This is a genomic window from Klebsiella sp. 10-1, from assembly GCF_009758445.1.
Taxonomy (GTDB): domain Bacteria; phylum Pseudomonadota; class Gammaproteobacteria; order Enterobacterales; family Enterobacteriaceae; genus Klebsiella; species Klebsiella scottii.
This window is the reverse complement of the sequence record NZ_WQRE01000004.1, coordinates 126,038-142,970: the sequence shown is the minus strand read 5'-3', so window position 1 is coordinate 142,970 and position 16,933 is coordinate 126,038. Positions and strand designations below refer to the sequence as shown.

At 54.7% G+C, this 16,933-nt stretch carries 18 protein-coding genes and 3 tRNA genes; 5 read left to right on the top strand and 16 right to left on the bottom strand.

Annotation, left to right across the window (positions count from 1 at the left end; all coding sequences use genetic code 11):
- The first annotated feature begins 175 nt into the window (after positions 1–175).
- Positions 176–1,387 (top strand): tyrosine transporter TyrP, encoded by a 1,212-nt coding sequence (gene tyrP, locus GO007_RS16140; RefSeq protein WP_095101618.1) that lies wholly within the window; start codon positions 176–178, stop codon positions 1,385–1,387.
- A gap of 30 nt (positions 1,388–1,417) precedes the next feature.
- Here tyrP and GO007_RS16135 read toward each other — a convergent pair whose 3' ends face one another.
- The 9 genes from GO007_RS16135 to uvrY all read right to left on the bottom strand — a co-directional run bounded on the left by GO007_RS16135 (position 1,418) and on the right by uvrY (position 7,587).
- Positions 1,418–2,086 (bottom strand): YecA/YgfB family protein, encoded by a 669-nt coding sequence (locus GO007_RS16135; protein WP_095102268.1) that lies wholly within the window; start codon positions 2,084–2,086, stop codon positions 1,418–1,420.
- 86 nt (positions 2,087–2,172) lie between these two features.
- Positions 2,173–2,736, bottom strand: coding sequence for a DUF805 domain-containing protein (locus GO007_RS16130; RefSeq protein WP_095101616.1), 564 nt, complete (start codon positions 2,734–2,736; stop codon positions 2,173–2,175).
- Positions 2,737–2,912: 176 nt separating this feature from the next.
- Positions 2,913–3,848 carry a metallophosphoesterase gene (locus tag GO007_RS16125; protein ID WP_095101614.1) on the bottom strand — a complete coding sequence of 312 codons (936 nt, stop codon included), beginning with the start codon at positions 3,846–3,848 and terminating at the stop codon, positions 2,913–2,915.
- Positions 3,849–4,055: 207 nt separating this feature from the next.
- Positions 4,056–4,142, bottom strand: a tRNA-Leu gene (locus GO007_RS16120).
- Between the two features lie 13 nt (positions 4,143–4,155).
- Positions 4,156–4,229: transfer RNA gene (locus GO007_RS16115), tRNA-Cys, on the bottom strand.
- A 40-nt stretch (positions 4,230–4,269) separates the two neighbouring features.
- Positions 4,270–4,345: transfer RNA gene (locus GO007_RS16110), tRNA-Gly, on the bottom strand.
- Positions 4,346–4,495: 150 nt separating this feature from the next.
- Entirely contained in the window at positions 4,496–5,044 is a 549-nt protein-coding gene (gene pgsA / locus GO007_RS16105) for a CDP-diacylglycerol--glycerol-3-phosphate 3-phosphatidyltransferase (RefSeq protein WP_041146269.1), read from the bottom strand.
- A 57-nt stretch (positions 5,045–5,101) separates the two neighbouring features.
- Complete coding sequence (uvrC, locus tag GO007_RS16100; RefSeq protein WP_095101612.1) at positions 5,102–6,934, bottom strand: excinuclease ABC subunit UvrC; 1,833 nt, start codon at positions 6,932–6,934, stop codon at positions 5,102–5,104.
- Positions 6,931–7,587: a UvrY/SirA/GacA family response regulator transcription factor gene (gene uvrY / locus GO007_RS16095; RefSeq protein ID WP_095101610.1), complete on the bottom strand. Its 657-nt coding sequence runs from the start codon at positions 7,585–7,587 to the stop codon at positions 6,931–6,933. Before uvrY ends, uvrC begins: the two co-directional genes overlap by 4 nt.
- A 458-nt stretch (positions 7,588–8,045) precedes the next feature.
- Here uvrY and GO007_RS16090 point away from each other — a divergent pair, with 458 nt between their 5' ends.
- Positions 8,046–8,270, top strand: coding sequence for a DUF2594 family protein (locus GO007_RS16090; protein ID WP_041146272.1), 225 nt, complete (start codon positions 8,046–8,048; stop codon positions 8,268–8,270).
- Between the two features lie 67 nt (positions 8,271–8,337).
- Here GO007_RS16090 and sdiA read toward each other — a convergent pair whose 3' ends face one another.
- The 5 genes from sdiA to tcyJ all read right to left on the bottom strand — a co-directional run bounded on the left by sdiA (position 8,338) and on the right by tcyJ (position 13,012).
- Positions 8,338–9,060: a transcriptional regulator SdiA gene (sdiA, locus tag GO007_RS16085; protein ID WP_095101608.1), complete on the bottom strand. Its 723-nt coding sequence runs from the start codon at positions 9,058–9,060 to the stop codon at positions 8,338–8,340.
- A gap of 569 nt (positions 9,061–9,629) precedes the next feature.
- Positions 9,630–10,382 carry an L-cystine ABC transporter ATP-binding protein TcyN gene (gene tcyN / locus GO007_RS16080; protein ID WP_095101606.1) on the bottom strand — a complete coding sequence of 251 codons (753 nt, stop codon included), beginning with the start codon at positions 10,380–10,382 and terminating at the stop codon, positions 9,630–9,632.
- Positions 10,379–11,047, bottom strand: coding sequence for a cystine ABC transporter permease (gene tcyL, locus GO007_RS16075; RefSeq protein ID WP_095101604.1), 669 nt, complete (start codon positions 11,045–11,047; stop codon positions 10,379–10,381). The genes tcyN and tcyL overlap by 4 nt, the downstream gene beginning before the upstream one ends.
- Before the next feature lie 15 nt (positions 11,048–11,062).
- On the bottom strand, positions 11,063–12,049 hold the full coding sequence (gene dcyD, locus GO007_RS16070; protein WP_095101602.1) for a D-cysteine desulfhydrase: 987 nt from the start codon (positions 12,047–12,049) through the stop codon (positions 11,063–11,065).
- Between the two features lie 162 nt (positions 12,050–12,211).
- Complete coding sequence (tcyJ, locus tag GO007_RS16065) at positions 12,212–13,012, bottom strand: cystine ABC transporter substrate-binding protein (RefSeq protein WP_095101600.1); 801 nt, start codon at positions 13,010–13,012, stop codon at positions 12,212–12,214.
- A gap of 200 nt (positions 13,013–13,212) precedes the next feature.
- Here tcyJ and amyA point away from each other — a divergent pair, with 200 nt between their 5' ends.
- Positions 13,213–14,700 carry an alpha-amylase gene (amyA, locus tag GO007_RS16060; protein WP_095101598.1) on the top strand — a complete coding sequence of 496 codons (1,488 nt, stop codon included), beginning with the start codon at positions 13,213–13,215 and terminating at the stop codon, positions 14,698–14,700.
- Between the two features lie 47 nt (positions 14,701–14,747).
- On the opposite strand, the gene yedD is transcribed toward amyA, so the two are convergent.
- Positions 14,748–15,167, bottom strand: coding sequence for a lipoprotein YedD (yedD, locus tag GO007_RS16055; protein ID WP_189339884.1), 420 nt, complete (start codon positions 15,165–15,167; stop codon positions 14,748–14,750).
- 482 nt (positions 15,168–15,649) lie between these two features.
- Here yedD and rcsA point away from each other — a divergent pair, with 482 nt between their 5' ends.
- Positions 15,650–16,273, top strand: a complete 624-nt coding sequence (gene rcsA, locus GO007_RS16050) for a transcriptional regulator RcsA (protein WP_095101594.1) — start codon at positions 15,650–15,652, stop codon at positions 16,271–16,273.
- Between the two features lie 42 nt (positions 16,274–16,315).
- Here the strand turns inward: rcsA and dsrB are convergent, their stop codons facing one another.
- Complete coding sequence (gene dsrB, locus GO007_RS16045; RefSeq protein WP_095101592.1) at positions 16,316–16,504, bottom strand: protein DsrB; 189 nt, start codon at positions 16,502–16,504, stop codon at positions 16,316–16,318.
- A 133-nt stretch (positions 16,505–16,637) separates the two neighbouring features.
- Here dsrB and yodD point away from each other — a divergent pair, with 133 nt between their 5' ends.
- On the top strand, positions 16,638–16,862 hold the full coding sequence (yodD, locus tag GO007_RS16040; RefSeq protein WP_095101590.1) for a YodD family peroxide/acid resistance protein: 225 nt from the start codon (positions 16,638–16,640) through the stop codon (positions 16,860–16,862).
- Positions 16,863–16,933 lie beyond the last annotated feature (71 nt).

Genomic DNA, 16,933 nt, shown 5'->3' with positions numbered 1-16,933 from the left:
GCCCAGATTAAACGACCTTACGGCCTAAAGTTTTGCGCCAGCGCAGCATTAGAGCGGTCTTCAGCATGTAAACTTTTCCTGACAAGCACTGTAACCCTCATTTGACGAGCCTGCCAATTTCACATACTCTGCGCGACATATTTTATTGTTAATTCCTTCATGGATAGAGAGAAACGTGAAGAACCGCACTCTTGGTAGTATTTTAATCGTGGCAGGGACCACTATTGGCGCAGGGATGCTGGCAATGCCTCTGGCATCCGCTGGCGTCGGTTTCGGCGTCACGCTCGGGCTGCTGATCGCCCTGTGGGCATTGATGTGCTATACCGCACTGCTGCTGCTGGAGGTCTACCAGCACGTCCCGGCCGATATGGGGCTAGGCTCTCTCGCCGCCCGCTATCTCGGACGCTATGGGCAGTGGGTCACCGGTTTTTGCATGCTGTTCCTGATGTACGCGCTGACGGCCGCCTATATTAGCGGCGCGGGGGAGCTGTTAGCCTCCAGCCTGAATCAGTGGCTGCAGTGGAACCTTCCGCCGGCCGGCGGAGTGCTGCTGTTTACCGCCATTGGCGGTGCCGTAGTTTGCCTCGGGACCTCTCTGGTCGATCTGTGCAACCGTTTTTTATTCAGCGCCAAAATTATTTTTCTCGCCATTATGCTGGCGCTGCTGATGCCGCATATTCATCAGATAAACCTGCTGACCTTACCGCTTCAGCAGGGGCTGGCGCTGTCGGCGATCCCGGTTATCTTTACCTCTTTCGGCTTTCACGGCAGCGTACCGAGCATCGTCAGCTACCTCAACGGCGATATTCGTAAACTGCGGCGGGTATTTATCATCGGCAGCTTTATCCCTCTGGTTGCCTATATTTTCTGGCAGCTGGCGACGCTGGGCAGTATTAGCTCACCGACCTTTGCCGTCCTGCTGGGACAGCATGCGGGACTGAACGGCCTGCTGGAAGCCATCCGGGAAGTCGTCGCCTCACCGCACGTCGAGCTGGCGGTTCATCTGTTTGCCGATCTGGCGCTGGCCACTTCGTTCCTCGGCGTCGCGTTGGGATTGTTCGATTATCTGGCCGACCTGTTCCAGCGTAAAAATACGCCGGGCGGGCGCGTGCAAAGCGGCGTCATCACCTTTGTGCCGCCGCTGGCCTTCTCCCTGTTCTATCCGCGGGGTTTCGTGATGGCGCTGGGCTACGCCGGCGTGGCCCTGGCCGTACTGGCGCTGATGCTGCCTGCGCTGCTGGTGATGAAGAGCCGCCAGCAGCATCCGCAGGCGGCGTGGCGGGTTGTCGGCGGCACGCCGGCGCTATGGCTGGTCCTGCTGTGCGGTATCGCTATCGTGTTGATTCAGTTTTGTATCGCGATCGGCGTTTTACCTGCCGTCGGATAAAAGAGTAAGGGGCCCTGTCGGCCCCTTATTTTATTTCGCTAAGCAGCACTGCTTATATTTCTTACCGCTGCCGCACGGGCACGGATCGTTACGTCCAACCTTGGCATCATTTCTGATTGGCTGCTGCACTTCCGCCGGCTGCGCATGCTCCGTCCCGTATTGATAGAGCGCCAGCGCCGCGGGTTTAATACGCTCCACGCTGGCAAGAAAATCGTCGACAGAGAGCGCTTCAACCGCCGGGAACTGCGCTTCCGTCCCGTGCAGAGCGATGATATCCAGCTCGGCCTGCAGCTCCGCCGGTAAAGCGGCCCAGTTGCTCAAGCCGACGCCGCGCATATAGCCAAAGCACCACTCGCCAACGATAGTCAGCTCCTGGCCTTCCTCTTCACGCGTGCCAAACAGCGGCTCGAACTGCTCCGGATAGTCGTCCAGGCGCTCGGCGACATCGCTCATATGCTGGAGAGTGAGGTTAACGAAGCGGTCGCGCTCGCGATCGTTTGCCCAGCGCGGTACGTTGTCGGCACCGCCCCAGATAGCCAGCAGCCACCGGGCGGGCTCAATTTCAGCAGGCCCGGAGAGAATCGCCGTCAGCAGGCCATCAAGCTCGGAGACATCAAGAATGGCGCCGTCGGTGGCGTATTTCGACAGGATATCGTCCAGCCATTCAAGTTCGCTTTCGTTCAGGGGTCCGGTTTTCATAAACAGGCTCGTCGTCTTATAAAAATGGCGCATACAGTAGCGGAAATGCCGGGAGAAAACCACCCGGCGCGGGCATTCTGCGCGGGTTAAATATCTTTAATAATGCTCGAGCGCATCGTTTCATATTCACTTTCGCTGATCGTACCGTCATCGCGCATTTTCGTGGCCTGGGCCAGGCGCTCTCTGACATCGTCGGCGGAAGAAACGGGGGCGCTCTGCGCGCCGTCGGCGTTATCTTGCTGCGCATCGCCAAAGCGGTTAACCCCGGCGGTACCTCGGGCGAACAGCAGCCAAATCGACATCACCAGCGACATGATTCCGCCAGCGACCATCAGCCATACCCATGCCGCAGCCCCGCCGTCTTCAACGCTGCCGGCGACGCCAATCAGGCCGATAATCAGGATCAGAAAAGGCGCCAGCAGCCACCAGCCGGATCTGTTCAGATCGTGCAGGCGTCGTACCGCCACCGCGATACCCGGAATAATAATAATCAGGCTAAACAGCCCGCCGATAACCGGGATCAGCCCCAGTACCGCGGACAGCACAAAGTTAGCGACGGTAAATACGGCGTACTCTTTGCGCGCCGAGCGGCCGCGAAAGGTGGCATATTTCCGAAAACAGTTACCGTAGCTTTCAAGCAACGTGGCCATAAGATCCCTCATCAAAAATAATTATTATTGCCGTGACGGCATATTGTCCCAAAGGCAGTTTATCCGGCCCGCAGGCGCGCACCGGGCGCTATTTTAGCGCAGTTTTCCCGGAATGTGCCGGAGAAAACTTAGGGCTTGACCGCCAGGCGCCATGACGATAATGCGGCAAACCAGCCTCATACGCTGACGAAGCGTCCGTTTGCCACTTCCGTCTGGCCATCGTCATAGATCCACGCCCGCAGCGGATGGTTCGCTTTTGCCGCATTATAATCAACGCACACCACCCGCTCGCTCAGCGCCTGCGGTTCGGCGGATAGGGTGTAGTGCCCAACGACCACGGGAACCTCGGGCAAAAGGTGAGCGTTTTTTTCCAGCGCGATATCCGGGATGCTGTCAATCATCTCGGGCTGGACCTGAGCAATCTGGCGATAGGTTGTTGCCTCATTCAGCCACCAGCGGATACGAATATGGCGCCGCTCGATCCCGGTTTTATCCTGAAAGCTATAGCCCTCAGGCAGCGCCAGCTCTGGCCCCTTGAGTATCGTCTCCAGCAGGTGGAACAGGACGTGCCGTTTATCAAAGGCGTGTACCCAGCACTCCGGTTTCAGCCGGTTCTCTTCATCGAGCCACGGGCGAAGCTGGGCAATAGCGTCCTTGTCCCAGCACGCGTGCACCGCACGGATATCGCCAAAATCGACAAACAGCGGCAGCGTTTTAAACCACTCAACCCACCGCAGGTGCTGCGCGCTGTCTTCCGTGACGTCGTTGAGGAAGGCCTGATGCTGACGGCGGTTATTCGGCGTATGCGGGCGCAGGGGCTGCGCCGTCTCCGGATGCCGCATCAGCCAGCCAACGGCATTAAATTCATGATTGCCCATCAGGCAAACGGCGCGGCCCGCGGCCACATCTCCCCTCACCTGTTCCAGCACGGAGGCATGATCGATGTGGCTCCCCGGCTGGTTATCAATAAGGTCGCCGACAAAAATCAGGAGGCTGCGATCCAGATTCTCCCGGGACTGCAGATGACCCAGCAGAGCGGAAAGCTTGCCGTACTGGCCATGAATATCGCCAATAAAAATTTTGCGGCTCCTGGGCAGGCCTGAAACGGGCATCAGAACTCCTCGTTATTTTTGATAAGTACGATCTTACGGATAGTAACAGGGTTAGCGGGCGAAGCCCTGCGCGGCAAGGGAATATGCTGAAGGGAAAGATAATATTATGAAGTGATATTATAAATGGCGGATTTCAGACACAAAAAAACCACCCGTAGGTGGTTTCACGACACTGCTTATTGCTTTGATTATTCTGCATCATCCCAATGGTACCCGGAGTGGGACTTGAACCCACACAGCGCGAACGCCGAGGGATTTTAAATCCCTTGTGTCTACCGATTCCACCATCCGGGCTCGGGATGTAAATTGGAGGCGCGTTCCGGAGTCGAACCGGACTAGACGGATTTGCAATCCGCTACATAACCGCTTTGCTAACGCGCCCTTAATGCTGCAACACCCGCAACTGCCGATGTTTTTAAACTGGAGCGGGAAACGAGACTCGAACTCGCGACCCCGACCTTGGCAAGGTCGTGCTCTACCAACTGAGCTATTCCCGCATTATCAAGGTAATTGCTAATCACTTGATTTTGTTATCGTCTGGCGAGTCATGCCGCCGTTCGATGCGATGCATTCTACTTACCTGGCGCAATGAGTCAACGATATTTTTTAAAACCTTGCGTCGTTTGCTGAAAATTACGCCGAAACGATCACTGATCAAGCAAATCGCCGCGCGCCGCGTTCAAATATTGCAGCATTGACCACAGAGTCAGCACCGCCGCGACGAGGAACAGCACGATCCCTGCCCCTTCAACCCACTCATTTGGCCGCCATAGCATCCACACCAGCGCCGTCATCTGCGCCGTCGTTTTAACTTTGCCGATCCAGGAAACCGCCACGCTGCTGCGTTTACCCAGCTCAGCCATCCATTCGCGCAGGGCAGAAATAATGATTTCACGGGCGATCATCGTCGCCGCCGGCAGAGTAACCCACCAGGTGTGGTAATGCTCGGCAACCAGCACCATCGCAATCGCCACCATAACCTTATCTGCTACCGGATCGAGAAACGCGCCAAAGCGCGTGCTTTGATTCCAGCGGCGCGCCAGATAACCATCAAACCAGTCGGTTACTGCGGCGACGAAGAAGATCAGCGCACAGGCGAAAGGTGCCCATACCACGGGAAGGTAAAACGCCAGCACAAAGAACGGTATCAGTATGACGCGAAACAGAGTAAGCAATGTAGGGATATTAAATTGCATAGTGACGGGTAACTATCTGTTAGAAGTAAAAATTAGCCCTATGTTGCTACAGAGCCCCTAATGTTTCAACGAGTAGAAGATCTTTTCTGCCAGACCGTGAGATATACCCGGTACTTTGGCTATCTCTTCGACGCTGGCTTTCTGTAACCCCTGCAGGCCGCCCATATACTTCAGCAGCATCTGCCGACGCTTTGGCCCCACTCCTTCGATAGTCTCCAGCGTGCTGGTGCTTTTAACTTTTGCCCGCTTTTTACGATGTCCGGCGATGGCATGATCGTGCGACTCATCGCGAATATGCTGAATGACGTGCAGCGCGGGAGAGTCCGGCGGCAGGCTAAAGCCTTCGCCCTCAGGCTCAAAGAATAGCGTTTCCAGGCCCGCCTTACGATCGCTGCCTTTTGCTACCCCTAATAATAGAGGATGATGTTTATCCCAGGCCACATCCAGCTCGGCAAACACGCTTTTCGCCTGCCCGAGCTGCCCTTTACCGCCATCTATCAGGATAACGTCCGGGATCTTGTTCTCTTCGATAGCTTTACCGTAGCGCCGGCGCAGAACCTGATTCATCGCCGCATAGTCATCCCCCGGCGTAATCCCGGTGATATTATAGCGACGATACTCGGCGCGCAGCGGCCCGTTGCTGTCAAACACCACGCACGAGGCGACCGTCTGTTCGCCCATCGTGTGGCTGATATCAAAGCACTCCATGCGCTTCACCGCCGGCAGCTTGAGCAGCGTTGCCAGCGCCTGCAGGCGCTGATGGATGGTTGACTGCTGGGAAAGCCTGGTCGTCAGCGCCGTCGCGGCATTGGTGCGCGCCAGCTTGAGGTAGCGGGCGCGATCGCCGCGAGGCTTAGTCTGGACATTCACCCGCCGCCCCGCCAGCTCGGAGAGCGAATCCGCGAGCAGGGTTTTATCGCCAAGGTTAAAATCGAGCAGAATTTCCCCAGGCAAGGTGCGCATCTGGCTGCCCTGCAGGTAGAACTGGCCGACGAAGGTCTCCACCACTTCCCCGAGCTCGGTGCCGCCGGGAACCTTTGGAAAATAGCTGCGGCTGCCCAGCACTTTCCCCTGGCGGATAAACAGCACGTGGACGCAGGCCATGCCTGAATCAAAGGCGACGCCGATAACGTCCAGATCGTCGCCATTATTTGAGACAAACTGTTTCTCCGTCACCCGGCGTACGGCCTGGATCTGGTCGCGAATGCGCGCCGCCTCTTCAAACTCCAGCGCCCGGCTGGCCCTCTCCATGCGGGCAATAAGCTGCGTCAGTACCTGATCGTCTTTGCCGGCAAGGAACAGCCGAACGTATTCAACCTGCTGAGCATACTCTTCCTCGCTAACCAGCCCGGCCACGCAGGGGCCCAGGCAGCGGCCAATCTGGTACTGCAGGCACGGACGTGAGCGGTTGCGATAGACGCTATTTTCGCACTGGCGAACGGGAAAGATTTTTTGCAGCAGCGCTAACGTTTCGCGAACCGCGTAGCCGTTCGGGAAAGGACCGAAATATTCGCCCTTTGCATGCTTTGCGCCGCGATGGGTCGCCAGCCGCGGATGGGTATCGGCGCTGAGAAAAATAAAAGGATAGGATTTATCATCACGCAGCAGCACGTTGTAGCGCGGCTGATACAGCTTGATATAGTTATGTTCAAGCAGCAGGGCTTCCGTTTCGGTATGGGTTACCGTCACGTCTATTTGCGCGATCAGAGCCACCAGGGCCTCGGTTTTACGCGAAGCCAGGTTGCTGCGAAAATAGCTGCTTAGCCGTTTTTTCAGATCTTTTGCTTTACCCACGTAGATAACGGTACCGCCAGCATCGTACATCCGATAGACGCCCGGCTGGCTGGTTACTGTCTTCAGGAAAGCTTTGGCATCAAAAACATCACTCACAGACTTGCTAACGACTCCGCATTGCACAGGCCATGGCGGATTGCCAGGTGAGTCAGCTCAACGTCACCGTGGATGTTTAATTTACTGAACATCCGATAGCGATAGCTGTTCACCGTCTTGGGACTCAGATTCAGCTGCTCTGAGATCTCATTGACCTTCTGACCTTTAGTGATCATCAGCATAATCTGCAATTCTCGTTCCGACAAACTGGCAAACGGCGACTCCGTCTTTTCCGGCTCGATCTGGCTGAGCGCCATCTGCTGGGCGATATCCGAGGCGATATAGCGCTGCCCGGATGCCACGCAGCGAATCGCATTGACCACCTCCTGCGGCGCGGCGCCTTTACTCAGGTAGCCCGCAGCCCCTGCCTGCATGACCTTCGCCGGCAGCGGGTTTTCGGTATGTACGGTGAGCATAATGACTTTGGTATCGACGATAGAACGCGCAATTTTACGCGTCGCCTCAAGACCGCCAATCCCCGGCATATTCATGTCCATCAGGACAACGTCAACGGGATTAGCCCGACACCATTTAACGGCATCCTCGCCGCAGCAAGATTCGCCGACGACGTTAATCCCTTTTATATCTTCCAGAATGCGTCGTATCCCTGCGCGCACCAGTTCGTGGTCATCAACAAGAAGGACGTTGATCAAAGGAATAATCTCCAGAATTAGGGATAACACAACTGATAGTTTATCGAACCCATATTACCGGGTTTTGGCATAATTTTAAAAGCCAAAAGTGTTCTTCAGAGGATTTATCTGCCATTTATGGCAAGTTGTTTGCACACCTGGTGGAAACCCATACATAACAGAGAGTTGTATAAGGTCGTATTTTTAACATTCGTCATACAGAAAACGTAATAAACACAACACAATACTAGTTGATAAATACGAAAGAAAATATGTAACAATAATTAACTCTAAAAATCACACCAAAAATTAACAATTTGTGGGCGGCGGAACGGGCTTTATCCAGGAAATTAAACCCTCTACAGCTCTGATCAGAGAACACAAATTACGCGCTCCTTTTTTTTGTTCCTCTTGTGGTATACTGCGCCGCTTTGAGATTTAGTATTGCGCAAAAGCGCAGATAGCAAACGAGGATATCGATGAGCACACCAGATTTTTCCACTGCAGAAAATAATCAAGAACTGGCGCAGGAAGTGACCTGCCTGAAAACGCTGTTGACGCTGATGCTCCAGGCAATGGGTCAGGCCGATGCGGGTCGGGTGATTATTAAGATGGAAAGGCAAATCACGCAGATGGAAGATGAGGCTCAGGCTGCCGTATTCTCCAGCACCGTTAAGCAAATTAAACAGGCTTACCGTCAGTAACAATAAACCGGCTGAAAGTATAACTGACAGCCGGTTTCACGCCTGACACGCAGAACGATGGGCGAACTCAAATTAAGCCAGTGGCGACCGCATAACAGGCTATTTGCGTTTTATTCGGTGCGTTGAACTTTCGTTGCATATTTTTCTGATGAAAATTGACGGTATTTTCTGAGATAGACAGAATTATCGCGACCTCCGCCGAGGTTTTCCCTTCCGCAGTCCATTTCAAAATCTCCAGCTCACGCCGGCTGAACTTCATTTCCGGCGGCATCACCATCGCGTCCTGCAGGCGTAATAGCGTTAACAAACTCAGCTCGATCAGCGTTCTCAGGCGCATTTCCAGTTCGTCTGCCGGATAGGGCCCCAGGCTACGACTCTGCCCTGAGACCGAAAGAAAACCCTGCGCGTGGTTGGGTAAGGTGAGGCACTGTGTGATCCCCTTGACCAGCCCGTGATCGCGCGCGCCATCCCAGAGCTCCGGGGCATCACGAAATAGCCCGTCATTCCACGGCAGGTGACCTCGAAGAAAGTTTTCCGGCCGCAGCACCGGATCGATGGCGAAATAGTTCTCGGCCTGATAGTGCGCCATCCACGCCTGCGGATAGGTCGTCTGCAGCGTTACCCTGGGGCGCGTGAAGGGCACGGGATGGCGTACGCAGAGAGCAAAATAGTCGTATTCCAGCCCTTCCGTTTGCTGCTGCAGGAGATTATAAACATCCTCCCCTGTCGAGATTGACTGAAATTGTTGCAGCATTTCCCGCCGCCAGCTGAAAAAATCATTGTCCCTCATAACCGACCAAATAACTCCTGAGTAATTATCATTATTACAAATACAAAAACTAACACATAAATCTTATTTATATGTATAAAATATCGTATACACCGCACATATTAGATCGTTACCGGTGCTATTCAGCGCCGACGGGAGAAGAGAATGTTGTCTCATTTATCTCAGCCGAGGATATATTCTCAACTGTGGAAGGAGTTTAGCGCTCAACCTGCCGCAGATATTGCATTCTCTCAGGCGCTCCTGTTTTGCCGTCAGCGATAAGGTCGGCGTATCGATCCGGAAAACCGGCACGAACCGACGTAGTAAGAAGGGATTGTTCCGGGAAAACGCTGCGCGCTTCTAATATAAAAAAACCAATCGATAAGCAGCGTTTAATAGTTCTGCTCTCTCAGACCGACGCCATCGCTCAGCGCTATCGCCCTACTCGTCCAGGAGGATTGTCACTTCGCGACTCAAGCGCTCGTCGGCGGTACGGGCGCCGGCGTTTACCTCTACGGCTGGCGGGAGCGCCGGTCATCTGGTCGCTCCCGCCCTCTTCGCCGGGCTCAGCTACCGCAAGCCGGTAGCCATTACTGCATCAGGAATTTTTCGAGGAACTGCCGCGTGCGCGGCTGCTGCGGATTGGCGAACAGCGCCTTAGCCTCACCCTGCTCGACGATACGTCCCTGATCCATAAAGATAGCCCGGTCGGCCACATCGCGGGCAAAGCTCATTTCATGGGTTACGATAACCATAGTGCGCTTCTCCTGCGCCAGCTGACGGATCGTATTCAGCACTTCGCCCACCAGTTCAGGGTCCAGAGCCGACGTGGGTTCATCAAACAAAATGACATCCGGACGCATCGCCAGCGCGCGCGCAATCGCCACGCGCTGCTGCTGGCCGCCGGAAAGACGGCGCGGATAGCTATTCTCTTTCCCACTCAGCCCAACTTTCGCCAGCAGTTCGCGCGCCCGGGTGATGGATTCGTTTTTATCTTCACCCTTCACGATAACCGGCCCTTCGATGATGTTCTCCATCACCGTGCGGTGCGGGAACAGGTTGAAGTTCTGGAAGACGAAGCCGACGTGCTGGCGCAGACGGCGAATCAGCCCCTTCTGCTGGCTGAGACTGCGCGCGGTATCGATAGTGACGTCACCGACCCGAATGGTGCCGCTTTCCGGCTGCTCCAGCAGGTTGATGCTGCGCAGAAGGGTCGTTTTACCAGAGCCGCTGGGGCCGATAATCGCCACCACTTCTCCCTCCGCCACCTCCAGGTCAATACCGTGCAGCACCGTCTGGCCGTGGAACTTTTTCACCAGGTTTTTGACTTCAATGGCACTCATTTTGGATCACGCTCCTGGCGATTAAGCTGATTTTCAAAATAGTTTTGCAGCGTCGACAGCACCGTCGCCATCACCCAGTAAATCAGCGATGCGGCCAGATACATGGTGAAAACTTCCAGCGTGCGGGAGGTAATAAGCTGCGCCTGACGGAACAGTTCCGGTACCTGAATAGTCGCCGCCAGCGAAGTATCTTTCACCAGGCTGATAAAGCTGTTGGAGAGCGGCGGCAGCGCGACGCGCGCGGCCTGCGGCAGAACCGCCCGGCGCAGGGTTTGCCACGGCGTCATGCCGATGCTCGCCGCCGCTTCCCACTGCCCTTTATCAATAGAAGCAATCGCCGCGCGCAGCGTTTCGGCGGCGTACGCCGCGGTATTGAGCGACAGGCCAATCATCGCCGCCGGAACCGGATCCAGCTCAATGCCAAACTGCGGCAGGCCGTAGTAAATCATAAACAGCTGGGCGATCAGCGGCGTGCCGCGGAAAATAGAAATGTAGACCCGCGCCAGCCACTTTACCGGCCAGAGGGGCGACATTCGCATCAGCGCGAGGATAAAGCCCAGCACCAGGCCAAAGAACATGCCGCCGATGCTCAGCTGTAGCGTAAATACCGCCCCCTTGAGGAGATAAGGTGCGGAATCAAAAACCAGTTGGATACTCTCTTGCATTCTGTTTGTTCTGCTTTAGATATGAGGATGGTAGGCAAACAGCGCCGGCGCTCCGCCGGTGTGAATAAATAAGATCGGCCCTTCATCCTTAAAGCGCTTCTGCTGAATACCGTCGATCAGCCCGGCCATCGCCTTCCCGGTATAGACCGGGTCCAGCAGGATACCTTCAAGCTGCGCCAGCAGTTTTACCGCTTCCATTCCTTCGTCATTCGGCGTGCCGTAGCCTGGCGCAAAATAGTCGTCCCACAGCGTAATCTCTGCTTTTGCCTGCAGTTCGAGGCTATTCGCTACCGCCTGCTGCAGGGCAACGACTTTCGGTAGCTGGTCCGCGACTTTGCGCGACACGGTGACGCCAATCAGTTCGGCCCCCGGCATCAGCTGTTCCAGACCCACCGCCAGGCCCGCATGGGTGCCGGCGCTGCCGGATGCCACCACGACAGACGACAGCTCTACCGCGCCTTCGCACTGCTGGGCGATTTCCAGCGCGCTTTCAACATAGCCCAGCGCACCCAGCGCGCTGGAGCCGCCGACCGGGATCACATACGGCCGGTAGCCCTGAGCCTCGATACGCGTCGCCAGCTCTTCCAGCTGCGCATTGGGGTCGGTCAGCGCATCGCACATCTCAACCTGAGTATTGAACAGATCCAGCAGCAGGCGGTTGCCGTTAGTCAGGTAGTTCTCTGCGCGAGTGCCAATCGGGTTTTCCAGCAGCGCCACGCAGTGCAGGCCAAGCTTAGCCGCCACCGCCGCCGTCTGACGAACGTGGTTGGATTGAATAGCGCCGGCGGTGATCAGCGTATCGGCGCCTTCCCGCAGCGCATCGGCCGCCAGGAACTCCAGCTTGCGCAGCTTATTGCCGCCCATAGCAAGCGGGGTCACGTCGTCACGTTTGATAAAAATCTCGCGACCGAGATGATCGGACAGGCGCGGCAGGTATTCCAGCGGCGTCGGGGCGCCAATCAGCTCCAGGCGCGGGAAACGCGTTAAATTTTGCAGTGACATGATATCTCCTGACTGAGAGCCTATCCCTCAGGCGTTATTATTCCAGGCAAACTGGCCCATAAAATAGCCTGATGAAACAGGCCCTTTATCTTTATTATGCACGTAGTTGCGGACGAAATAAAAAAAGGCGCTACCATGAGCGCCCTTTTTCACCGCCGGCCGTTATTTCGTCACGTCAGCGCCAAACCATTTTTCCGACAGCGCTTTCAGGCTGCCATCTTTCTGCATGTCGGCAATGGCATCATCCACCGCTTTCAGCAGGTCTTCATTACCTTTACGCAGCGCTACGCCGGACTCCTGGCGCGAGAACGCTTCGCCGGTGACGGCCAGGGTATTACCCGTTTTCTTCACCAGATCCAGCGCCGCCAGACGATCGACCAGAATAGCGTCGATACGGCCTACGCGCAGATCCTGGTATTTAGTCGGGTCGTCATCATAGGTGCGGATATCCACGCCCTGCACGTTCTGGCGCAGCCACTCTTCGTAGTTGGTGCCCAGGCCCACGCCGACTTTTTTGCCTTTCAGATCGGCCGCCGTTTTGATAGCGCCTTCATTGCCCTTTTTCACCAGCGCCTGAACGCCAGAAACGGTATACGGGGTGGAGAAGTCATATTTTTTCTTGCGCTGGTCGGAAATGGTCACCTGGTTAATAACCACGTCAATGCGTTTGGAATCCAGCGACGCCAGCATCCCGTCCCATTTGGTCGGTTTGAGGTCGGCCTTCACGCCCAGATGCTTAGCCAGCTCGCTGGCAAAATCGACCTCAAAACCGGTCAGCTTGCCGTCATCACCCTGATAGCTGAACGGAGGATAGGTGCCTTCCAGACCCACGCGCAGCGTGCCGCGCTCTTTAATTTGGTTAAACAGGTTTTCTGCTGCGAACGTTTTTACGCTAACGCCAGTCATCAAAACCACAGCCATTGCGCCCATCAGCGCATGGCGGCCCAGAAGTGCTAATTTCATAGAGACCCCACAGAGTGATATTTTTTTGTAGTGTAAGGCGTTTATCCTCACGAACCAACATCTATCCGCTACATCTTATTCCAATTTATTATATACGATACCGTTTATGGCATAGTGAAAAACGCGCGCAAAATTGATCGTATTTGCTGGAGATCTCTCATACTGCAAGAGTCAGCTTGATGACGTCTGGAGCACGGAAGATGAAAAACCCCACGTTATTGCAGTGCTTTCACTGGTATTACCCCACCGGCGGCGAGTTGTGGCGTGAAGTTGAGGCGCTGGCACCTAACCTGAACGAAATCGGCGTCAATATGATTTGGCTCCCTCCCGCTTATAAAGGCGCTTCCGGCGGCTACTCCGTCGGCTATGACAGCTACGACCTTTTTGACCTTGGCGAGTTCGATCAAAAGGGCTCCATCGCCACCAAATACGGCGATAAGGCGCAGCTGCTGGCGGCCATCGCCGCGCTACGACAGCACGACATCGCCGTCCTGCTCGACGTGGTGGTCAACCATAAAATGGGCGCCGATAAAAAAGAGAGCATCCGCGTTCAGCGGGTGGACGAGCAGGACCGCACGCAAATAGCCGAAGAGGTCGTGGAGTGCGAGGCCTGGACCCGCTACGACTTCCCGGTCCGCGGCGGTAAATATTCGCAGTTCGTCTGGGATTACAAATGCTTTAGCGGCATCGATCATATTGAAAACCCGGACGAAGACGGCGTTTTTAAAATCGTTAACGACTATACCGGCGAAGGCTGGAACGAGCAGGTCGATGATGAGATGGGCAACTTCGACTACCTGATGGGCGAAAATATCGATTTCCGCAATCATGCGGTTACCGAGGAGCTCAAGTACTGGGCGCGCTGGGTGATGGAGCAGACCGGCTGCGACGGTTTTCGCCTCGATGCGGTGAAGCATATTCCGGCCTGGTTCTATAAGGAGTGGATCGATCACGTTCAGGAGGTGGCGACAAAGCCGCTGTTTATCGTGGCGGAATACTGGTCGCACGAAGTCGAAAAGCTGCAGCAGTATATTGCGATGGTTGACGGCAATACGCTGCTGTTTGACGCCCCTCTGCAGATGAAGTTTCACGAGGCCTCGCGCCAGGGCCGCGATTACGATATGAGCCAGATCTTTAGCGGCACGCTGGTTGAAGCCGATCCTTTCCACGCCGTCACCCTGGTGACCAACCACGACACGCAGCCGCTGCAGGCGCTGGAGGCGCCGGTTGAGCCGTGGTTTAAACCGCTGGCCTATGCGCTTATTCTGCTGCGCGAGAACGGCGTGCCGTCGGTCTTTTACGCCGACCTCTTCGGCGCCAGCTATGAAGATACCGGCGGAGATGGCCAGACTTACGCAATCGAGATGCCGGTGATCGAACAGCTGCATGAGCTGATTGATGCCCGCCAGCGCTTTGCCCACGGCGTGCAGACGCTGTGGTTCGATCATCCGAACTGCATCGCCTTCAGCCGCAGCGGTACCGATGACGATCCGGGATGCGTGGTGGTGCTGTCGAACGGCGATGACGGTGAAAAATCGCTGACTCTTGGCGCCAATTACGGCAATAAGCGCTGGAAGGATTTTCTCGGCAACCAGCAAGGGCTGGTAGAAACCGACGACGAAGGCTGCGCTACGTTTACCTGCAGCGGCGGGAGCGTCAGCGTGTGGGTTATCGAAGAGACGTTATAAATCAGGTAAATATCGCGGGCTGGACGCGCTGCCAGCCCGTCGATGCCTCAGCGCGCGCTTTTCGTCGCGGCGGCGGCTTTATTCCACGCCTGCTCACACTCAGGGGTCAGGCGGTCGACGCGGGTCAGGGTCATGCGATCGTATTGCAGGCTATTGCCAGAACGTTCTATAGGGTAGATATCCAGACCTGACGTGACGTTGTAAACCTGCTCGTCACGCTGCATTAATTTACCCGGCGTGGCGATAACCCGCTGCCACTGACGGCAATCGAGGGTATCGCCATCTTTGGTCACAATCAGGCTGGCAATCGCATCCGGGCTCATCATTTCGCTCTGCGGGCCTTTCGATTGCCAGTATCCCTCTAACCCGGCGGGCGCCGGCGCTTTGACAACCTCGTTATAATTATCTACCTGAACGCATCCGGCGAGAGTCAACAGCGCGCCAGCAATTACTATCTTTTTCATCATTCATCCCACACACCGATAAAAAAGTATTGTGGCATTAAAGCGTTAAGGCTGCCACCTCTCTTGCAGCGAACGAAAAGCGGTGTCCGACACCCGCGCTCAGCGGCCGTCAATCCACGCCGATCGCTCGGGTCGCTAAATGGCGGCGTGGTTTATTCAGACATTAATTAATATTTTTGATGAAACGGGCATATTGGTGAGGTGAGAATTTATCCAGCCAGTATAAGGAAAATCTGAAAAAAGAATAACTCATGGCCGCCAACCATATCTGTAACTGGAAGTTTTTGCTTTTAATTCTCTGACGTAACATGATGCACGCCTTTACTTTGGGAGTATTCCTGGCAAATTATAGGCAATATTACGGAATAGTTCAGGTTACTTAATGGTTTCAACACTGTACCTTGTTTTATTACCCACTTAAATGGACTTCATCGCGCTTACCGGCGAGGGATGAATTATCGTTACGTGTTGATTGAGGATGGGTCATGTCAACGATTATCATGGATTTGTGCAGCTATACCCGACTGGGATTAACCGGGTATCTGACAAGCAGAGGAATAAGAAAACGTGACATCAGAGAAGTAGATACGGCGGTAAGCCTGAAAGAGAGCTGTGAATCGTCCCGCCCGGAGGTGGTGTTTCTCAACGAAGATTGCTTTATTCATCGCGAAGATAGTAATCAGCTAATCCGGCAAATCATTACGGAGTATCCCGGCACGCTATTTGTCATCTTTATGGCGCTGGCTAACGTTCATTTTGACCACTATCTGCTGGTGCGCAAAAATTTACTTATTAGCTCGAAATCGCTTACGCCAAAAGACCTTGATGATATTCTGGGTAATCATCTGAAATACGATCGATTCAGCGCCGGACGGATCAATATACCAACGCTGTCATTAAGCCGGGCCGAATCAAATATGCTGCAAATGTGGATGGCCGGACACGGGACATCGCAAATATCGACGCAGATGAACATCAAGGCGAAGACCGTATCATCGCACAAAGGCAATATTAAAAAGAAAATCCAGACCCACAATAAACAGGTGATTTACCATATTGTCCGTCTGACGGAAAACATTACTTCAGGAATTTACGTCAACATGCGGTAAAAGAACTGGCGGCAACAACCGCCAGTTTTGATTTTTAGCACGCTAGTCAACTTTCTCAACAAAGATACCGTCCGAATGCCCTTTCTCGTTGAAAAACCAGATCCCCAGCGGATAGTCTTCCAGCGAAACCAGATACATTGTCCCTTCGCTAAACGACTCTATTGCCAGTACTACCCCCGATCGACGTGGGCCACCGTCGGTCTTCACCGTGACACGATCGTTCACCTGCATAACTTGTCTCCTCTATTTTTGAGCCAGTGTAGAACAAAACCGCCAGATGCGCAGCGTCCCGCCCGACGAGCGCTGTTTTTATAGACCGTCTATACTTGAAGAGGCACTGTCGGAGCCAAGCGAGGTAGCGAAGATGAAATCCGCCAAAGAGAGCAGTTCGGGTAGCGGCGGGGGCAACGTCAATGTTGACGCCCTGCTGGCGGCAATTAATGAGATTAGCGAAAGTGAAGTGCAGCGCACCCGCGACGATCCCCATCATGTGAGCATTGATGGTCGCGATTACCATACCTGGCGTGAACTAGCGGAAGCCTTTGAGCTCGATATCCATGACTTTAGCGTCACCGAAGTCAACCGCTAGGCGCAGGCGAAAAAAATCCCGACTCGCAGGAGTCGGGATGAAACTTGCTAATGCAAGAAGCACTTGAAAAT

Coding starts and splice junctions, on each gene's coding strand:
- GO007_RS16135 (WP_095102268.1), bottom strand. CDS start 2,086: ATGAAAACCGGACCCCTGAACGAAAGCGAACTTGAATGGCTGGACGAT.
- GO007_RS16130 (WP_095101616.1), bottom strand. CDS start 2,736: ATGGCCACGTTGCTTGAAAGCTACGGTAACTGTTTTCGGAAATATGCC.
- GO007_RS16125 (WP_095101614.1), bottom strand. CDS start 3,848: ATGCCCGTTTCAGGCCTGCCCAGGAGCCGCAAAATTTTTATTGGCGAT.
- pgsA (WP_041146269.1), bottom strand. CDS start 5,044: ATGCAATTTAATATCCCTACATTGCTTACTCTGTTTCGCGTCATACTG.
- GO007_RS16090 (WP_041146272.1), top strand. CDS start 8,046: ATGAGCACACCAGATTTTTCCACTGCAGAAAATAATCAAGAACTGGCG.
- sdiA (WP_095101608.1), bottom strand. CDS start 9,060: ATGAGGGACAATGATTTTTTCAGCTGGCGGCGGGAAATGCTGCAACAA.
- tcyN (WP_095101606.1), bottom strand. CDS start 10,382: ATGAGTGCCATTGAAGTCAAAAACCTGGTGAAAAAGTTCCACGGCCAG.
- tcyL (WP_095101604.1), bottom strand. CDS start 11,047: ATGCAAGAGAGTATCCAACTGGTTTTTGATTCCGCACCTTATCTCCTC.
- dcyD (WP_095101602.1), bottom strand. CDS start 12,049: ATGTCACTGCAAAATTTAACGCGTTTCCCGCGCCTGGAGCTGATTGGC.
- tcyJ (WP_095101600.1), bottom strand. CDS start 13,012: ATGAAATTAGCACTTCTGGGCCGCCATGCGCTGATGGGCGCAATGGCT.
- amyA (WP_095101598.1), top strand. CDS start 13,213: ATGAAAAACCCCACGTTATTGCAGTGCTTTCACTGGTATTACCCCACC.
- yedD (WP_189339884.1), bottom strand. CDS start 15,167: ATGATGAAAAAGATAGTAATTGCTGGCGCGCTGTTGACTCTCGCCGGA.
- rcsA (WP_095101594.1), top strand. CDS start 15,650: ATGTCAACGATTATCATGGATTTGTGCAGCTATACCCGACTGGGATTA.
- dsrB (WP_095101592.1), bottom strand. CDS start 16,504: ATGCAGGTGAACGATCGTGTCACGGTGAAGACCGACGGTGGCCCACGT.
- yodD (WP_095101590.1), top strand. CDS start 16,638: ATGAAATCCGCCAAAGAGAGCAGTTCGGGTAGCGGCGGGGGCAACGTC.